At 63.2% G+C, this 16,127-nt stretch carries 17 protein-coding genes; 9 read left to right on the forward strand and 8 right to left on the reverse strand.

All coding sequences use genetic code 11. The features are described from left to right. Positions 1-49 precede the first annotated feature (49 nt). Together J3P90_RS10335 and J3P90_RS10340 are read left to right on the forward strand one after the other, a co-directional pair. Positions 50-913: an aldo/keto reductase family oxidoreductase gene (locus J3P90_RS10335; RefSeq protein WP_434648078.1), complete on the forward strand. Its 864-nt coding sequence runs from the start codon at positions 50-52 to the stop codon at positions 911-913. A 100-nt stretch (positions 914-1,013) separates the two neighbouring features. Next, positions 1,014-2,279, forward strand: coding sequence for a cytochrome P450 (locus tag J3P90_RS10340; protein WP_434676271.1), 1,266 nt, complete (start codon positions 1,014-1,016; stop codon positions 2,277-2,279). On the opposite strand, the gene J3P90_RS10345 is transcribed toward J3P90_RS10340, so the two are convergent. Then, positions 2,249-3,034 carry an MBL fold metallo-hydrolase gene (locus tag J3P90_RS10345; RefSeq protein WP_434676272.1) on the reverse strand — a complete coding sequence of 262 codons (786 nt, stop codon included), beginning with the start codon at positions 3,032-3,034 and terminating at the stop codon, positions 2,249-2,251. The genes J3P90_RS10340 and J3P90_RS10345 overlap by 31 nt on opposite strands. A gap of 92 nt (positions 3,035-3,126) precedes the next feature. Between J3P90_RS10345 and J3P90_RS10350 the strand changes: the two genes are divergently transcribed. Continuing rightward, positions 3,127-4,095: a GlxA family transcriptional regulator gene (locus J3P90_RS10350; protein WP_434676273.1), complete on the forward strand. Its 969-nt coding sequence runs from the start codon at positions 3,127-3,129 to the stop codon at positions 4,093-4,095. A gap of 12 nt (positions 4,096-4,107) precedes the next feature. On the opposite strand, the gene kefC is transcribed toward J3P90_RS10350, so the two are convergent. The 4 genes from kefC to J3P90_RS10370 all read right to left on the reverse strand — a co-directional run bounded on the left by kefC (position 4,108) and on the right by J3P90_RS10370 (position 8,613). Beyond that, on the reverse strand, positions 4,108-5,934 hold the full coding sequence (gene kefC / locus J3P90_RS10355) for a glutathione-regulated potassium-efflux system protein KefC (RefSeq protein WP_434559519.1): 1,827 nt from the start codon (positions 5,932-5,934) through the stop codon (positions 4,108-4,110). Position 5,935: 1 nt separating this feature from the next. Beyond that, positions 5,936-6,457: a glutathione-regulated potassium-efflux system oxidoreductase KefF gene (kefF, locus tag J3P90_RS10360; RefSeq protein WP_434559517.1), complete on the reverse strand. Its 522-nt coding sequence runs from the start codon at positions 6,455-6,457 to the stop codon at positions 5,936-5,938. 102 nt (positions 6,458-6,559) lie between these two features. Then, a complete protein-coding gene (locus tag J3P90_RS10365; protein WP_434676274.1) occupies positions 6,560-7,906 on the reverse strand; it encodes a HAMP domain-containing sensor histidine kinase in 1,347 nt (448 codons plus the stop codon). Further along, on the reverse strand, positions 7,903-8,613 hold the full coding sequence (locus J3P90_RS10370) for a response regulator (protein WP_434676275.1): 711 nt from the start codon (positions 8,611-8,613) through the stop codon (positions 7,903-7,905). Before J3P90_RS10370 ends, J3P90_RS10365 begins: the two co-directional genes overlap by 4 nt. A gap of 340 nt (positions 8,614-8,953) precedes the next feature. Here J3P90_RS10370 and J3P90_RS10375 point away from each other — a divergent pair, with 340 nt between their 5' ends. From J3P90_RS10375 to J3P90_RS10390, 4 genes are all read left to right on the forward strand, one after another. Beyond that, positions 8,954-9,739: an MlaA family lipoprotein gene (locus J3P90_RS10375; RefSeq protein ID WP_434676276.1), complete on the forward strand. Its 786-nt coding sequence runs from the start codon at positions 8,954-8,956 to the stop codon at positions 9,737-9,739. Beyond that, complete coding sequence (locus J3P90_RS10380) at positions 9,732-9,971, forward strand: hypothetical protein (RefSeq protein WP_434559513.1); 240 nt, start codon at positions 9,732-9,734, stop codon at positions 9,969-9,971. The genes J3P90_RS10375 and J3P90_RS10380 overlap by 8 nt, the downstream gene beginning before the upstream one ends. Before the next feature lie 146 nt (positions 9,972-10,117). After that, a complete protein-coding gene (locus J3P90_RS10385; protein WP_434676277.1) occupies positions 10,118-11,419 on the forward strand; it encodes an Nramp family divalent metal transporter in 1,302 nt (433 codons plus the stop codon). A gap of 67 nt (positions 11,420-11,486) precedes the next feature. Further along, on the forward strand, positions 11,487-11,966 hold the full coding sequence (locus J3P90_RS10390) for a VOC family protein (RefSeq protein WP_420763535.1): 480 nt from the start codon (positions 11,487-11,489) through the stop codon (positions 11,964-11,966). Between the two features lie 181 nt (positions 11,967-12,147). Here the strand turns inward: J3P90_RS10390 and J3P90_RS10395 are convergent, their stop codons facing one another. After that, complete coding sequence (locus tag J3P90_RS10395) at positions 12,148-12,549, reverse strand: RidA family protein (RefSeq protein WP_434676278.1); 402 nt, start codon at positions 12,547-12,549, stop codon at positions 12,148-12,150. Between the two features lie 130 nt (positions 12,550-12,679). Here J3P90_RS10395 and J3P90_RS10400 point away from each other — a divergent pair, with 130 nt between their 5' ends. Both J3P90_RS10400 and J3P90_RS10405 read left to right on the forward strand, forming a co-directional pair. Beyond that, positions 12,680-13,606: a LysR substrate-binding domain-containing protein gene (locus tag J3P90_RS10400; RefSeq protein ID WP_434676279.1), complete on the forward strand. Its 927-nt coding sequence runs from the start codon at positions 12,680-12,682 to the stop codon at positions 13,604-13,606. Between the two features lie 30 nt (positions 13,607-13,636). Continuing rightward, positions 13,637-14,029, forward strand: a complete 393-nt coding sequence (locus tag J3P90_RS10405; RefSeq protein WP_434606460.1) for a GFA family protein — start codon at positions 13,637-13,639, stop codon at positions 14,027-14,029. Positions 14,030-14,033: 4 nt separating this feature from the next. Here the strand turns inward: J3P90_RS10405 and J3P90_RS10410 are convergent, their stop codons facing one another. Together J3P90_RS10410 and J3P90_RS10415 are read right to left on the reverse strand one after the other, a co-directional pair. Continuing rightward, entirely contained in the window at positions 14,034-15,479 is a 1,446-nt protein-coding gene (locus J3P90_RS10410) for an aldehyde dehydrogenase family protein (protein ID WP_434676280.1), read from the reverse strand. A gap of 180 nt (positions 15,480-15,659) precedes the next feature. Continuing rightward, entirely contained in the window at positions 15,660-16,103 is a 444-nt protein-coding gene (locus J3P90_RS10415) for a thioredoxin family protein (RefSeq protein ID WP_434676281.1), read from the reverse strand. Between the last annotated feature and the right edge of the window lie 24 nt (positions 16,104-16,127).

Below are 16,127 nucleotides of genomic sequence, written 5' to 3' on the forward strand. Positions count from 1 at the left end.
TGGTCAACGCCTATAGTCGGCCCAGGCACATTTAATCAAGGGGTACGAGATGAGCAGGGCAGACACCGCAGGGACTTTTCAACTGGGCGATCGTACGGTCAAGCGCATGGGCTACGGCGCGATGCAACTGGCAGGCCCCCAGGTTTTCGGGCCACCCAAGGATCCGGCGGCGGCCATCGCCGTGCTGCGCGAAGCGGTGGCGGCGGGCGTCAACCATATCGACACCGCTGACTTCTACGGGCCCCATGTCACCAACCGGCTGATCCGTGAAGCGCTCCATCCTTACGCCGACGAGCTGGTCATCGTGACCAAGGTTGGCGCCGTCCGGGGTACGGATGCGTCATGGAACCCGGCCCACAGCCCGGCCGAGCTGACTCGCGCTGTCCATGACAACCTGCGCAACCTTGGCGTGGATGTGTTGGAGGTGGTCAACCTGCGCGCCTGGGGCAATTTGCATTCGCCAGCCGATGACGACATCGAGGAACAGTTCTCGACGCTGGCCGAGTTGCAGCATCAGGGCCTGATCCGCCATCTGGGCTTGAGCAACGTCACCGCGGCCCAGGTCAAGCAGGCCCAGGGCATTGCGAAGGTGGTCTGCGTGCAGAATCACTACAACCTGACCCATCGCGTCGACGAACAACTGATTGTAGAGCTGGGCAAGCAAGGCATCGCCTACGTGCCGTTCTTCCCACTGGGTGGGTTTACGCCGCTGCAATCGCAAACCCTGTCGGATGTCGCCGCGCGCCTGGACGCTTCACCGCTGGGCGTCGCGTTGGCCTGGCTGCTGCAACGTGCGCCGAATATGTTGCTGATTCCCGGTACGTCATCCGTGGCGCACCTGCAGGAAAACCTCTCGGCAAGTGAACTGCGAATTCCCGCGCAGATGCTGGCCGAGCTTGACGCCATGCTGTAGCGACAGGCGCCGCGCGGCGGTGTGCCTGGTGCCTGAAAAATCGAACAGGCTCCGGCCGGACGATGTCCCAGATTTATCGTCGTCAGGCAAGGATTTCGTCATGGCAGACCCTGGTATTCCCGGCCATCGCTGGGCTGATTCGACATGGGCTTTTTTACGCGAGGGCTACCCGTTCATTCGCAAGCGGTGCGCCGCCTATGGCAGCCCGGTTTTCCAGACCCGGCTGCTGGGTCGGCGCACGCTTTGCCTCAGCGGGCTGGAGGCGGCGGAGCTGTTCTACGACGCGCGGCGCTTTGTCCGAACGCCCACGTCCACGCCTGCGCCGCTGCGCAATATTCTGCTGGGGGCCGGTGGGGTCCAGGGGCTCGACGGAGCCCCTCATGCGCGACGCAAGCAATTGTTCCTCGAACTGCTGGACAAGGAAAACGTCCAGCGTTTGACCCAGGTTTATGAAGCTCGCTTGAGCGAGGCCACGGCAAGACTTCCAGTGGGCGAGGCGTTCGAATGCCTGCCTTGGATCGAGGCCCTGTTGTGTCGGTCGGTCTGCGAATGGGCCGGCGTTGCGACGATGAGCGACCAACAAATGCACCGGCTGACCCGGCGGTTGGCCTCGCTGATCGACGGCAGCGGTCGCCTGGATTGGCGCATGCCGGCCGCGTGGTGGCGGCGCAAGGCCTGCGAAGCCGAGGCCGCGCGCTGGATCGAAAACTGCAGGCGAGGCGCCCACCCTGCGTTGCCGGAGTCCCCTCTGCACAAGCTTGCCCAGCATCGCGATGAGCAAGGGCAATTGTTGGCGCCACGGGTAGCGGCCGTCGAACTGCTCAACATTCTGCGCCCGGTGGTCGCGGTGGGGCGCTTCCTGTTGTTCGGGCTGATCGAGCTGGAGCGACAGCCGCGATGGCGCACCTCCATCGCCCGCAACGAAGGCGCGGCGTGGGCCTTCGCCGAGGAAACGCGGCGCTTCTACGCGTTCTTTCCGATGGTGGCCGCGTTCGTGCGCGAGAGCTTCGAATGGCGCGGCTATCGTTTCGACAAAGGCACCCGGGTGCTGCTGGACCTTTTCGGCAGCAACCGCGATGCGGCGCATTGGAAGGCGCCGGACAGTTTTTCGCCCGAACGTTTCGGCCAATGCCCGATGAAAACGTCGGTCATCAGCCAGGGCGGCGGCGAGTACACCTACCACCGTTGTCCTGGCGAGCCGTTGACCTTGTCGTTGATGCAGGCAACGTTTGAATATTTGTGCCGGCACCTACAATGGCGTTTGGACGTGAAGGCCGTCGATTTCCAACGCCTGCCCATGTTGCCCCGGGAGGCCGTGCCGATGACCGTGACGGGTCATCCGGTGCACGAAAAGACCAGTGCCTGACCGTCGTCCGGGATGAGCAGCCGTTCCGCAACCCCCGCCCGCTCGGCGGCAGCGCGCAGTGCCTCTCGTGTCGTCGGGCAATGGCTGATGGCTTCCAGGTGATTGGCCACCACGGTCCCACGAGACAGACGGGTGAATTCCAGGGTTTCTTCCATGCCCATGATGATGTCGTCGCCGATATCGAAACGTGCCCCGCCTGCCGGTACCACGCTGACCTGCGGCTGATGGCGCAATACGAAATCGCACACAGTGGGGGTGAGCACGGTGTCGCCGGTGAGGTAGACGCTGGGCTCGCCGGGCAACTCGATCAGGTAGCCGACGCCGTGCTCCATCAGCTTGCCCACCAGGCCCCGTCCGTGGGTGCATTTGACGGACCGTATGCTGCCACCCAGGAACGCGCCGGGTTGCTCGTGATCGTTGGCGAGCGGTTGGACGTTCAAGCCTCGCCTGGCGAGGTACCCGGCGTCGCGGGGCGTGCAGATGACCGGGATCTGGCGTTCTCGCAGCCAGTGTTTCGCCGCCCGATCGAGATGATCGAAGTGGCCTTTCTGGCAGTGCGTGATCAGACAATGAGTCACGGTTTCAAGAGCGCTTGCCGTGGACGCCGGCAGCTCCACCAGCGGATTGCGCTGGGTCGCGCCGAACAGGCGAAGCGGCGGCAGGGCGCCTTTGCCGGCCAGCATGGGGTCGACGAGCACGCGGTACGGGCCGAACTCAAGGATGATCGTGGCGTTGCGGATCTGTTGGATTTTCATGGAGCGTTCCTTGTTGGGCGAGCGTTCCATGGTGCCGATCCCGGGCGATGGGAATAATGGCTGGATCTGACATCCTTGATTCAATTTGAGCCATGCCGAAAAAACTCCGCGTCGGTTTGTTGCTGTTTCCCGGTTGCATGCCTGCCGGCCTGTTTGCCTTTGCTGATTTGCTGCACGCGGCCAACCGCCGCAGTGGTCGGGTGCTGTTCGAGGCGACCTATGTCGCGCTGCAAGCCGGCCCGGTGACCTGCGCCCATGGCATCGGTCTTCAGGCTGAGAAGTCGTTGGGCGAGGCCGACCTGGATGCGCTCATGGTGCCTGGTTTCTGGGCCGAATCGGCCGAACAGGTCAAGGGTGTGCTTGCCGGCCAGGCTCCGCTGTTGAAAGCGCTGTCAAACCGCCCCCGGCGCTTGCAACTCTGGGCCTACTGCACCGGGGTCTGTCTGCTGGCCGCCTGTGGCCGATTGGACGGGCAGGGCGCGACAGTCACCTGGTGGTTGGCGCAGTCGATGCAGGAGCAGTACGGCAACGTGCGCTGGCAGAGCGAACAGAACTGCGTGTTCAACGCGCGAACCGCCACCGCGTCGGGGGTGAACGGTTACCTGCCCATCGCCGAGCACCTGATCGAACGTAACGTCAGTCACGATGCACTGCGCGATATTACCCGGCTGATGGTGTTGCCGCGCCCGGCCGTCCCTCACGTGGCGTTTCAGGGGATTGCGCTGATACAGCAGCCCGACGGATTGCTGCGCCGGTTGCATGGCTTGATCGAGCAGATGCCGGCGGAGCAGATCACGGTCAAGGCGCTGGCGAGTCGGCTTGCCATGTCCGAGCGCACGCTGGCGCGCAAGGTTGGCGACGCAACCGGCCAGACCGTCGCCGCGTATGCCCGGTGCATCAAGTTGAATCAGGTGGGCGAACGCCTGACATTGACGTCGCTGCCCCTGGCCAGCATCGGCGCCGAGCTGGGTTTCAGCAGCAGCTCCAACCTGCAGCGGATGTTCAAGACGCTGACAGGGCTGACGCCGGTGCAGTACCGGCGCCAGTTCGGGCGGGTGTGAAGCTGGGGCGCGTCAGCTGCGCGCCTGCTCCTTCTCGTTTCGGTGATGGTCCGGCCAGCTGTCGACCGGGTGCGCGCGGTCCTCGTTGAACATTTCCGTGAGCAGCGCATTGGCGCGGCGGTAGGCGTCGTGCCGGAACTTGAGGTCGTCTTCCGGCTGGGCGACGATTTCTTCTAGCATCTGCAGGTTGAGACGACGGAACTGGTCGGCGCGTTCGCGCGCCTCGTATGCGCCGACACCCATCTGCACCAGCGCGCGTCGACCCAATGACAGCGCGCTTTCAAAGGTCTCCCGCTCGGCGCTTTCCACGCCCAACTGCCGCAGGGTGATCAGGTGCGCCATGTCCCGCGCCCGCACGATCAGTTTCAATCCGGGGAAGTGTTCCTGGGCCATTCGGGTCAGCGTCAGGTTGTCCTGCTGATCGTCTATCGCATTGATCAGCACCATCGCCTGGGCCGCGCCGGCGGCGTGGAGCAGATCGAGGCGCGTGGCGTCGCCGTAGAACACTTTTACGCCAAACTTGCGCAGCGTCTCGATGTTGTCGGGGTCATGGTCGAGAACCACCACCTCAACGCCGCAGGACATCAGCAAGCGACCGGCGATCTGCCCGAAACGACCGAAGCCGGCAATGATCACCCTTGGATTCTGCTGGTCGACGAGATCGGATTGCTGGTTGTCCTTTTTGGTGGCCGATTCCACGCGGTCCAGCAGCAGGATCAGCAAGGGCGTCAGGCACATGGACAGGGCGACCGCCAGCGTCAGGCTTTTGCCCCACTGGTCGGTGAGGATGCCGGCCAACGTTGCAGCGCCGAACACCACGAAGGCGAATTCACTGCCCTGGCCGAGCAGCACCGCTTGCCAGGAGCGCTGGCCGGCGGGCACGTTCAGGAAGCGGCTGACGGTCTTGATCACCAGCAGTTTGATCAGGATGAAACCCAGGGTCAGGGTGATGACCTTCAGCGGTGCGTTGATCAGCGTGCCGAAATCGATCGACATGCCCACGCCGATAAAGAACAGCCCCAGCAGCAGGCCCTTGAACGGCTCGATGTCGCTTTCCAGGGCGTGGCGGTATTCGGAACTCGCCAACAGCACGCCGGCGAGGAACGCGCCCATGGCCATCGACAGGCCGGCCTCTTCGAGAAGAAAGCCGAAACCGAACACCAGGAACAGCGCCACCGCACTGAAAATCTCCCGCAGGCCCGAGCGCGCGGCGAAGCGCAGCAGCGGTCGCGTCACGTAGCGCCCCAGCAGCACGACGACGCTGATGGCGGCGACAATTTTGACGATCGACAGCGCCAAGGCCATGCCTGACGGGGTTTGGCCGTGGGCCGACAACAACGGGATCATGGCGACCAGGGGAATGGCCGCGATGTCCTGGAACAACAGCACCGCAAAGCTGCTGCGCCCGACGGCGGTGGCGGTCAGGTTGCGTTCGCTCATCGCCTGCATGGCGATGGCGGTTGAGGACAGGCTCAACGTCAGGCCGACCAGCAGCGCCGCCGTCCAATTCAGCCCCAGGGCCGCGCAGAACGCGGCGATTGCACCGCCGCAGGCCAGCATCTGCAGGGCGCCGCCGCCGAACACCATCCTGCGCAGCGCCCACAACCGCTTGGGGTCGAGCTCTAGACCAATGATGAACAGCATCAGGACGACGCCGATTTCGGCGAACTCCAAAATAGCTTTTACATCGGTGATGAGCTTGAGGCCCCACGGGCCGATCACGCAACCGGCCAGCAGGTAACCCAGCACCGGGCCCAGGCCGAAGCGCACGGCAATCGGCACGATCAGCGTCGCCGAGGCCAGGTAGATGAGCATCTCGATCAGGCTGTGCGTCTGCATTTCAATCTTCCTTCCAAGCGGCCAGGCGTGCGCCGTAGTGTTCGATTTGTGCCCGTTGAGTGTCGGACTCGGCGGCGTAGGCGCCGTGCACGGCGACCGGCTCGAGCCAGCGCATGTGGCAATAGAGCGCCGTGGCATGGAGCGGCTGGGCCAGCGCGGAAAAGTCCGGGTACGCGCCGATCTGGAAATGCTCCCGTTCGCCACCCGTGCTCACGGCCCACAACAGGCGCTTACCGTTGAGGGCCGTGGCGCCTTTGCCATAGGCCCAGCCATGGGTGAACACTTTATCGATCCACAATTTCAAGAGAGGCGGCATGCCGTACCAGTACATCGGGTGCTGGAGGACAATCAGGTCAGCCTGCTCGGCAGCGCGCTGTTCGGCCTCGACGTCGATGTTGAAGTCTGGGTAAAGCTCGTAGAGAGACCGTATGACCACGTCTGGGTTGTCGGACGCGCGCTTGAGCATCTGTTGGTTGACCCGCGATTGGTCGGGGTAGGGATGGGCGTAAACGATCAGGATCATCGGGGCGGTTCCGCGCGACAGGGCCAGGTCAAAAGGCCGGACATCCTACCGAGTAAGGCACGTGTTGTTTAGGACATTGTTCGCCGCAATGCCGTGCCGAGGTCAATTGAGCGGCAGCGAGACCCTGACCTCGAGGCCCCCGTCCCTGCGGTTCCTGAGCATCAGCGTTCCGCCATGCTCCAGTACCGTCGCCCGTGCCGCCGACAGGCCCAGGCCGACGCCGCCGGTGTTCTTGTTGCGCGAGCCTTCGATGCGAAAGAACGGCGCGAACACTTGCTCCTGATATTGGAGCGCGATGCCCGGCCCGCGATCGACGATGCGGATCTCGACGCAGTCGGCGAAGGACTTCAACCGCACGCCCGGTTCGCTGCCGTATTTCGCCGCGTTGTCGATCAGGTTGCTCAGCGCGCGCTTGATCCCGATGGGCCGGCCGACATACACGAACCGCTGGGCGCCTTCGAAGGACACTTCGGTGCCAGCGTCCCGGAAATCGTCGACGACGGTGTGCAGCAGTTCCGCCAGGTCGAACGCCGTGGCGTGTTCCAGGCGCGCTTCGTCGCGGAAGAATTCCAAGGCGGCGTTGACCATCGCCTGCATCTCGTCGACGTCCCGGAACAACCTCGATTGCTGTTCGGGGTCCTCTATGAATTCGCCGCGCAGGCGCATGCGGGTCAGGGGGGCTCGCAAGTCGTGGGAGATGGCGGCGAGCATCTGCGTGCGGTCCTGGACGAAGTGCTTGAGCTGGGCCTGCATGGCGTTGAACGCCAGGATCGCCTGGCGGATTTCGAAGGGACCTACGACCGGGATCGGCGGTGCCCGGAAGTCCACGCCAAAGCGTCGGGCGCCCTCGGCAAAGCGCTCCAGCGGTGTGGCGAGGTGTCGCGTGGCGATCAGGGCGACGATCAGTGTCGACAGCATGATCAGTGCGATGATGATCAGGTTGCGGGCCCATTCTCCCAGACCCCAGCTGCGCGAGGTCACAGAGACGGTTACCCAGGAGCGATCGGACAGTTCGATGATTACGGCGTAGCGCCTGGCGGGGTCATCGGCTGGCCAGTCTCCTGGTTCGTAGGCGTCGATCCGTGCGTCGGGCCTGCCCAACTGCCGATGCAGGGATGCCGAACCTTCGCTGAACTCCGGGTCGTCGATCACCGGTAGCCGCGCATCTTCATAGCGCCGCAGCCACTGGACGCTGAACGCCTCGTCACTGGCCGCCACGGCAATGTCGGGTCGTTGTGCGGGCTTGACCGAATCAATGATGCGGGTAATCGCAGCGGCCTTTTCCATCAGGCCGGTTTCCATCAGGGGAGGGCGCGCCCAGGCGCCGGCCAACAGGCTGAACAGTTCGTTGAGCGCCAGCAACGTCAGCATCGCCACCATTGTGGTCAGCGCGATCCAGCGTGCCACGGTGTCCCGTGGTCGATGGACCTTCGTGGGCCCGGTGGTCATCGCTTCACCACGTGGGGACTGAACAGGTAGCCACTGTTGCGAACGGTGCGGATCATCGACGGACCGGTGACGTCGTTTTCCAATTTGCGCCGCAAACGGCTGACCTGGACATCGATGCTTCGGTCAAACGCATCGAAGGTCTCACCACGGGCCAGGTCGAGCAGTTGCTGGCGGGTGAGCACCCGGCGTGGATGTTCGGCGAAGACCAGCAGTAATTCGAATTCCCCGGTAGACAGCGGAATCATGACCTTGTCGGGCGAGCGCAATTCGCGACGGGTGACGTCCAGTTGCCAACCTTCGAACTCCAGGGTCGGCCGGGCGAGGTCGCCCGGGCTGCCCCTGGCTTCGCCGGTGCGCCGCAGGACGGCGCGCACCCGGGCCAGCAATTCTCGGGCATCGAAGGGCTTGGTGAGGTAGTCATCGGCGCCCATTTCCAGGCCGACGACACGGTCGCTCAATTCACCCATGGCGGTGAGCATGATAATCCCGACCCGGTGCTCGTTGCGCAGGCGCTGGCACAGCACCAGCCCATTGTCGCCCGGCAACATGACGTCGAGGATGATCAGGTCTGGCTGCCGGCGCTCCACCGCTTGCCACAGGGCGTTGCCGTCGGCGGCGACTTCGACGCTATAGCCATGTTGCTCAAGGAATTTGCGCAGCAGGGCGAGGACTTCGAGGTCATCGTCCACCAGTAATAAGTGGCTCACGGTGGTCACGTCGGGCAATGAATATGGGGTGCAATACTAGGGTCAATCCGGGCCTGCGTCATTTATTTCAATCCGGAAACAAAGCTGCCGGCGGGCAATATTCCGGAAATCTGCGGGCAAGAAAACGGCGGCAGGATGGGGTCGATGTCGGTCTCTCCAAATAGTCAGTTCCACCCAGAACCCGTGGCGAGGGAGCTTGCTCCCGCTGGGTCGCGAAGCGGCCCCAAAACAGCGGTGAGCGCTTCGCACTAAGGCGCGAGCAAGCGCCCTCGCCACGGGTTTGGTGTTTGGCTTTTAACCGGCATAGGCACCCCTCCATTCCTCCCCGAGATAGCCCCGCATGTCGATCCTCAAACCCGCGCCGCTGTTTGTCCGATCCACCGTCATCGTCGCGCTGGCGGTACTCGCCAGCGGCTGCACCAGTACGCCAACCGCCAAGCCGGGCAGTTGCGAAAGTGTTCCCTATGCGGTGCACGATCCGGCCGAACCGGTGAACCGCGGCATCTTCGCCTTCAACCGTACCGTGGACGATTACGCCCTGGCCCCCGTCGCCCGTGGGTATCGCAAACTGCCGGACATGTTCCAGGCTGGCGTACACAACTTCGTAGCCAACTTCGGTGAGCCCAAGGTGTTCATCAACGATTTGCTGCAAGGCAATGGGCAGCGTTCGGTCACGACTCTTGGGCGCTTCGTCATCAACACCACCGTGGGCATCGTCGGGCTGATCGACGTGTCGGGCAAGATGGGCATCGCGCGTCATGAATCGGATTTCGGCCAGACGTTTGGCGTCTGGAATATCGCCCCCGGACCGATCGTGGAATTGCCGCTGCTGGGCACTGCCAACCTGAGGGACGCGACCGGCAAGGTGGTGAGCTTCGTCGTGGACCCTTTCGGCGACAACAGCGATACCGTCCAGACCCTGGGTACGATCAAGACCGTGGGCGGCGTCGTCGATGGACGCGCGCAGGCGCTGCCGCTCACCGACCAGTTGCAGGCGCGACCGGACTATTACGTGGCGCTGCGCGACGCCATCGCGCAACGACGTGCTGATTTCGTCGCGGATGGCAAACTGGGCGCCGTCCAGGACGAGCCGCAATGCCCGGAACGCGGTGGCGCCGATGAATAGCCAGGCGCTGGTCCTGCATCGGCGGGTGAAGACCATTGACCAAGGCTCGCTGCATTGCCGCGAGCTCGAACTGCGGCTTGCCGAGGACGGCCAGCACGTACTGCTCAGCCGCTACGTCGAATGGTACGACCCGCAGCAACCGGGCCTGTGTGCAGCCCAGCACTATCGGGTGCCGTTGGCGAGCATGATTCGTTGGATGATCAACAATGGCGAGCGGGGCAGCGGGCCGTGACGATGGGCGATCTCCCCGGCGTGTAACCATGTCGGGGAGTTGAAACATTTTTACATACTTCCAGCTTAATTATGGTTGTACGATGTCGTACGAAATATGGTCGACTGTTTCCGTTCCTCACAAAAAAAATAACGGAGATTCCATCCATGTCGAGCATTCCCTCCGCAGAAGGCCAGGCCGTGGCCCCCGCGCAGAGCCGCTTCGTACGCCTCTTGAAGCTACTTGGCCCAGGTATCATCGCGGTACTGTCATGGCTGGGCGCTGGCGATCTCATCACATCTTCCGTGGCCGGCGCGAACTACGGCTACGCAATGATGTGGGTGCTGGCGGTGTCCTTGCTGCTCCGATACCTGATCGTCAACATCATTGCCCGATTCCAGCTGTGCAATAACCAGGGCATGACCATCCTGCAGGGTTACGCCCAGCTCAATCCGTTTTTCGCCTGGTTCATGCTGGTGTATGCGCTGCTCATGGGGCACCTGATGAACGCCTACATGATCAAGGGCGCCGGCGAGGCCTTGGCGATGCTGCTCAAGACCGACTACCCGCTGCTGTGTTCGGTGGCGGTGGTGTTGGCAGTGTGGATGCTCGTCGGGCGCAATATCTACTCGATGATCGAGGGCGTGATGAAAGTGTTGCTGGCGATCATGACCCTGGCGTTCCTCGCCTTGGCGGTCATGTCCGGCCCGGATGTCGCCGGAATCGTCAAAGGCACCATCGGCTTCAGCATTCCACCCGATGAAGGCGTGCACGGTGCGCTGCTGGTGGCGGTCTCGGTGATTGGCGCGGTGGCGGGTTCCATCGCCAACTTCGTCCACCCTTATGTCATGCGCCAGAAAGGCTGGGTTGGCCCTGAGCACAAGCACATCCAGCGCAACGACCTGTTGTTTGCGGTGTTTGTCGGGATCGTCATCAACCTGGCGATTTGGATCGTCGGCGCCGAGATCCTGCGGCCTAATGGCATCGAGGTGAAAACCCTGGGCGACCTGGGCAAGGCCCTGGAAATGTTCTTCGGCTCGATCGGTTGGTATGTGTTCTTCGTCGGTGTGTTCGCCACGCTGTTCGCGAGCATTTCCGGCAAGACCACGGCATTCCCGATGCTGATCACCGATGCCTTCCAGCACGTGCGTCCTGAGCGTCGCGAGCGCTATGGCAAGGAGTTCCACCGCGACCCGATGCACAAGTGGTTCATGCTGTTCATCCTCGTCACGCCGCTGATCTGGTCGCTGCCGGGCATGCCGGACTTCGTGACCCTGACCATCGGTGTCAACGCACTGAACATCGTCGGCCTGCCAGTGATCTCCCTGGGCCTGCTGATCATGTCCAACCAGAAGTCGCTGCTGGGCAAGGAATACCGCAACAACCTGTTCGAGAACATCGCGCTGGTGTTCGCGACCGGCCTGGCGTTGTGGGTGGCGTTCCAACTGGGCGTCGATCTGTTTGCCTGAGCCCTGGGCATTCATCTCTGGAAGGGGCTGCTAGACTTCATGGTCCAGTCCCTTTCGGAGAATCCCAATGAACAACAAGAACAGGATTTGCCTCTGGTACGACGGCACCGCGCAGGACGCAGCTGAGTTCTACGCAAGCACGTTTCCCGACAGCGCGGTGAACGCGATCCACCATGCGCCGGGCGATTATCCGGCGGGCGAGCAGGGCGATGTCATCACGGTGGATTTCACGGTGATCGGCATTCCCTGCATCGGCTTGAATGGCGGCGCGATGTTCAAGCACAACGAAGCCTTCTCCTTCCAGGTCGCAACCGATGACCAGGCCGAGACGGATCGCCTCTGGAACGCGATCATCGACAACGGCGGCCAGGCGAGCGCTTGCGGCTGGTGCAAGGACAAGTGGGGTGTGTCGTGGCAGATCAGCCCCCGGGTTCTGGTCGAGGCGATCACCAGCGCCGACAAAGCCGCCGCCAAGCGCGCCTTCGAAGCCATGATGAACATGACCAAGATCGACATCGCGGCGATCGAGGCGGCGGTGAAGGGGTAGCCTGCGGTCGGCAGTAAAAACCATGCAAGCTGACCCTCCGCCATCGCGAGCAAGCTCGCTCCCACAGGGATCCGTGCTGGCAGAAAAATTGAAGTTACTCCATCAAATGTGGGAGCGAGCTTGCTCGCGATGGCGGAGGGTCAGCCAACACACTCACCGCTGACTCTCCACACGCCAGATGCTACAGGGAGGGTCCAGGCAACCTGGCAATCACCTTGATCTCGAACTGGAAACCATACAGCCATGTCACACCCACCGCTGTCAGCGTTGGGTGCGGCGCGTGGCCCCAGAATTCGGGCACCACGCTCCAGACCCGTTCGAATATCGATTCGGGATCAACCATGAAGACCGTGACGTCGATCACGTCGTCAAAGCTGCAATCGGCGGCGGCGAGTATGGCCGCAAGATTGGTGAAGGCGCGGCGCACCTGGTCTTCCAGCACGGGCTCGGGCGAGCCGTCCTCGCGGCTGCCGACCTGTCCGGATACGAACAGCAAACCATTGGAGCGAATCGCCGGCGAATAGCGGTTGCGCTCGTAAAGCGCCTGGCGTCCGGGCGGAAAAACGACGTCACGCTGTGTCATGGGGTGTCTCCTCGATGGGCCGTAGCGGCCGCCAATGTGCGATGAAGAAACTTTAGGGGCTTGTGCTCGGGCGATAAACGGGCAAGCTTGGCGTTCACTGTTTGTCAAATCCAAACAATCCGAGGCGCAGATGGACCGTTTCGATGCGATGCAGGCGTTCGTGCGTGTGGTGGAGTCGGGCAGTTTCACCAAGGCCGCCGAGACGCTGCACATGAGCAAGACCACCGTGACCCAGCTGGTGCAACAGCTCGAAGCGCGGCTGCGAGTCAAGTTGCTCAACCGCACGACACGCAAGGTCAACGTCACGGCGGACGGCGCGGCCTTCTATGAGCGTGCGATTCGCCTGTTGGCGGACCTGGACGACGCCGAGACCAGCTTGTCCGGCGCCCAGGCCCTGCCGCGCGGGCGGCTGCGGGTGGATGTGCCGAGCCCGCTGGCGGCGCTGATCCTGATACCGGCGCTGCCGGAGTTCTACGAGCGTTACCCCGACATCCAGATCGACATGGGCGTCAGCGACCGCATCGTTGACATAATCGACGAAAACGTCGATTGCGTGGTTCGCGGCGGCGAACTGAAGGACCAATCGCTGATCGCCCGACGCGTCGGCGACCTGGCCCTTGGGGTCTTCGCCGCGCCAAGCTACCTGGCGCGTCTGGGTACCCCGGTCCATCCGCGTGAGCTGGAGGATTCCCAACATCGCGTCGTCGGTTTCCTGTGGGCACGCACCGGCAAGGCCTTGCCCTATGCCATGCACCGACAGGACGAGCACCTGCGCATCAAGGGGCGTTACGCCCTGGCGATCGACGATGGCAACGCCTACCTGGCCGCCGGCCTGGCGGGGCTGGGGGTGCTCTGGTTGCCCATCTATATGTCGCGGACTCACCAGGCGCAGGGGACGTTGGTCCCGTTGTTCGAAGATTGGCGCCTGGAGTCGATGCCGATGTACGTGGCCTACCCGCCGAATCGGCACATCAGTGCCAAGCTGCGGGTGTTCATTGACTGGGTGATGGAGCTGATGGCGCAGCATGCGCCTATCCTTGATCGGCAGGCGTCATGACATTTTTCTCGATCGCAGAGGAGAACGGCGATGGAACGATTCACCGGCGGTTGCCTGTGCGGCAACGTTCGTCTTGAAGCGTCTGGCCGTCCATACCGGGTCGGCCTTTGCCACTGCCTGGATTGCCGCAAGCATCACGGTGCACTGTTTTTTGCGGCGGCGGTGTTCCCCGAGGACGCCGTCACCGTCACGGGCGAGCCCCGGGATTATGCCGGGCGCTTCTTCTGCCCCAATTGCGGCTCGTCGCTGTTCGCCCGCAGCGGCGACGAGATCGAAGTGCACCTCGGCACGCTCGATAATCCCGACCAACTGACGCCCACCTACGAATGCTGGACCGTGCGCCGCGAGTCCTGGCTGCCGGCATTTGCGTTGGCGCGGCGGTATCAGCATGATCGCGGGGGCAGCGGGCGGACAGAGGAGTAGGCGGTTACTCGAACCCGACAATCGCCTTGATCTCCAGATACTCCTCGAACCCATGGACCCCGTATTCGCGCCCGTTGCCCGAGCGCTTGTAACCGCCGAATGGGGCCATGGGGTTCCAGGTCGGATAGTTCAGCAGCACTTGCCCGGCACGGATGCGCTTGGCCACGGCGCGTACCTGGTCAAGGTCGCGGCCCTGAACGTGCGCGCCCAGCCCGTAGACGGTGTCGTTGGCGATGGCGACGGCTTCGTCCAGCGTGTCGTACGGGATGATGCACAGCACCGGGCCGAAGATTTCTTCCTGGGCGATGCGCATGCCGTTGTCGACTTGCGAGAACACGGTTGGCCGGGTGTAGAAGCCTTTGGTGAAACCGTCGACGCGTCCCGGCCCACCGCAAATCAGCTTGGCCCCTTCCTCCAGGCCCGCTTCGATCATCGCCTGCACGCGCTTGAACTGGGCCTGGTTGGCAATCGGGCCGAGCACGGTGTCTTCCGACCGTGGGTCACCGACGATGATGGCATTGGCCGCGGCGGCCGCCAGTGCCTCGACTTCCGCCAGGCGGTTCCTGGGTACGATCATCCGCGTCGGCGCGCTGCAGGACTGGCCGACATTGCGCAACGCCGACATCACGCCGGGCGGCACGGCCTTGGCGAAGTCGGCGTCGGGCAGAAACACGTTTGGCGACTTGCCGCCCAGCTCTTGGGTGACCCGCTTGACCGTGGGGGCGGCGGCTTGGGCCACCAGGGCGCCGGCGCGATTGGAGCCGGTGATGGAAATCATGTCGATGTCGGGGTGCGCCGCCATGGCCGCGCCGACCTCGGCACCGCCGCCGTTGACCAGGTTGAACACGCCTGCCGGCAGGCCGGCGTCATGCACCAGTTCGGCGAACAGCAGGGCGCTCAAAGGCGACAGTTCGCTGGGCTTGAGCACCACGGTGCAACCGGCGGCGATCGCCGGGGCGACCTTGGCGGTGATCTGATAGAGCGGCCAGTTCCACGGCGTGATCAAACCGCAGACGCCGATGGGTTCGCGCACGATGGCGGTGCCGTTCTCGATTTTCTGAAATGCATAAGTGGACAGCACATCGCGCGCCACACGAACGTGTTCGGCCGCCAGCGGCACTTGCATGGATCGGGCGAAACCGATTGCCGCGCCCATTTCCAGGCACAGCACCTGGGCCAGCGCTTCCTTGCGTTCGAGCATCAGTTCATGGATCTTCCCGAGGATTCGGGCGCGATCCGCCACTGCGGTCGCGGCCCAGCCGGGCATCGCCGCCTTTGCCGCCGCGACGGCGCGGTCAGCGTCGTCGGATGATCCTTGGGCAACCTCGGCGAGCATCTCTTCGGTGGCCGGATTGACGACTGCCAGCGTCGTCCCCCGGGTCGGCGATTGCCAATGACCATCGATGTAGAACTGCCCGGTATTTTGCGGAATATATGAGGGTTTGGTCATCCATCAGGCTCCCATAGAGCGGTGATGACACTGCCGGCAGCAGGTCGTGGTTGCATGCCGATAAACTACCAAAGCGGCCCTGGCGGGTTGTGCCGTTGTTTGGCTCGGCAAAGAACAATCTGCTGAATATGCCGGGCTGACTTTGCAAAAACGTAGCGAAGGCGCTTCGCAGGCCCGACGCTACCGAGGCGTCGCCCGCAGCCGCAAAAGTGCCGGGGCCCGGCGGGCGGTGCACAGTGTTTTGAGTTGCTGGCGCAACCAGCGCAAATCGCGCCGTGGCGTCGGCAAGCGCCTGGGTCTGGTCCGGCCGACGAGCTCGGTAAAGGTCTGGACGAATGAGGCCGGGTCACCGATGCCCTTGAGCTTGCGCCGTAGTTTTCCGTCTTTATAGAACAGCACGGTGGGCGTGCCGGTGACTTCCGGGTGCCGAGGCGATTGATCGGTGCTCAGTTTGTAGATCACGGCCCGATTCTCGAAGGTCTCGGCAACCTTGCAGAACAGCGGGTCGGCCATGCCGCAGGCGTAGCAGTGTGGATGGCCGAAATAAAAGACCACCGGGCGCCAGGTCTTGAGCGCCGTGCGGTAGTCCTTTTGAGTGCTGACGTGAGTGATGAGCGAGCTCATGGCGGCTTCCCTGTGTCGAGACGT

It is taken from the genome of Pseudomonas sp. D3-10, from assembly GCF_051132175.1.
In the GTDB taxonomy this organism is placed as follows: Bacteria; Pseudomonadota; Gammaproteobacteria; order Pseudomonadales; family Pseudomonadaceae; genus Aquipseudomonas.

Bases quoted from the DNA above. Each gene is read 5' to 3' on its own strand.
- J3P90_RS10335 (WP_434648078.1), top strand. From the start codon at position 50: ATGAGCAGGGCAGACACCGCAGGGACTTTTCAACTGGGCGATCGTACG.
- J3P90_RS10340 (WP_434676271.1), top strand. From the start codon at position 1,014: ATGGCAGACCCTGGTATTCCCGGCCATCGCTGGGCTGATTCGACATGG.
- J3P90_RS10345 (WP_434676272.1), bottom strand. From the start codon at position 3,034: ATGAAAATCCAACAGATCCGCAACGCCACGATCATCCTTGAGTTCGGC.
- J3P90_RS10350 (WP_434676273.1), top strand. From the start codon at position 3,127: ATGCCGAAAAAACTCCGCGTCGGTTTGTTGCTGTTTCCCGGTTGCATG.
- kefC (WP_434559519.1), bottom strand. From the start codon at position 5,934: ATGCAGACGCACAGCCTGATCGAGATGCTCATCTACCTGGCCTCGGCG.
- kefF (WP_434559517.1), bottom strand. From the start codon at position 6,457: ATGATCCTGATCGTTTACGCCCATCCCTACCCCGACCAATCGCGGGTC.
- J3P90_RS10365 (WP_434676274.1), bottom strand. From the start codon at position 7,906: ATGACCACCGGGCCCACGAAGGTCCATCGACCACGGGACACCGTGGCA.
- J3P90_RS10375 (WP_434676276.1), top strand. From the start codon at position 8,954: ATGTCGATCCTCAAACCCGCGCCGCTGTTTGTCCGATCCACCGTCATC.
- J3P90_RS10380 (WP_434559513.1), top strand. From the start codon at position 9,732: ATGAATAGCCAGGCGCTGGTCCTGCATCGGCGGGTGAAGACCATTGAC.
- J3P90_RS10385 (WP_434676277.1), top strand. From the start codon at position 10,118: ATGTCGAGCATTCCCTCCGCAGAAGGCCAGGCCGTGGCCCCCGCGCAG.
- J3P90_RS10390 (WP_420763535.1), top strand. From the start codon at position 11,487: ATGAACAACAAGAACAGGATTTGCCTCTGGTACGACGGCACCGCGCAG.
- J3P90_RS10395 (WP_434676278.1), bottom strand. From the start codon at position 12,549: ATGACACAGCGTGACGTCGTTTTTCCGCCCGGACGCCAGGCGCTTTAC.
- J3P90_RS10400 (WP_434676279.1), top strand. From the start codon at position 12,680: ATGGACCGTTTCGATGCGATGCAGGCGTTCGTGCGTGTGGTGGAGTCG.
- J3P90_RS10405 (WP_434606460.1), top strand. From the start codon at position 13,637: ATGGAACGATTCACCGGCGGTTGCCTGTGCGGCAACGTTCGTCTTGAA.
- J3P90_RS10410 (WP_434676280.1), bottom strand. From the start codon at position 15,479: ATGACCAAACCCTCATATATTCCGCAAAATACCGGGCAGTTCTACATC.
- J3P90_RS10415 (WP_434676281.1), bottom strand. From the start codon at position 16,103: ATGAGCTCGCTCATCACTCACGTCAGCACTCAAAAGGACTACCGCACG.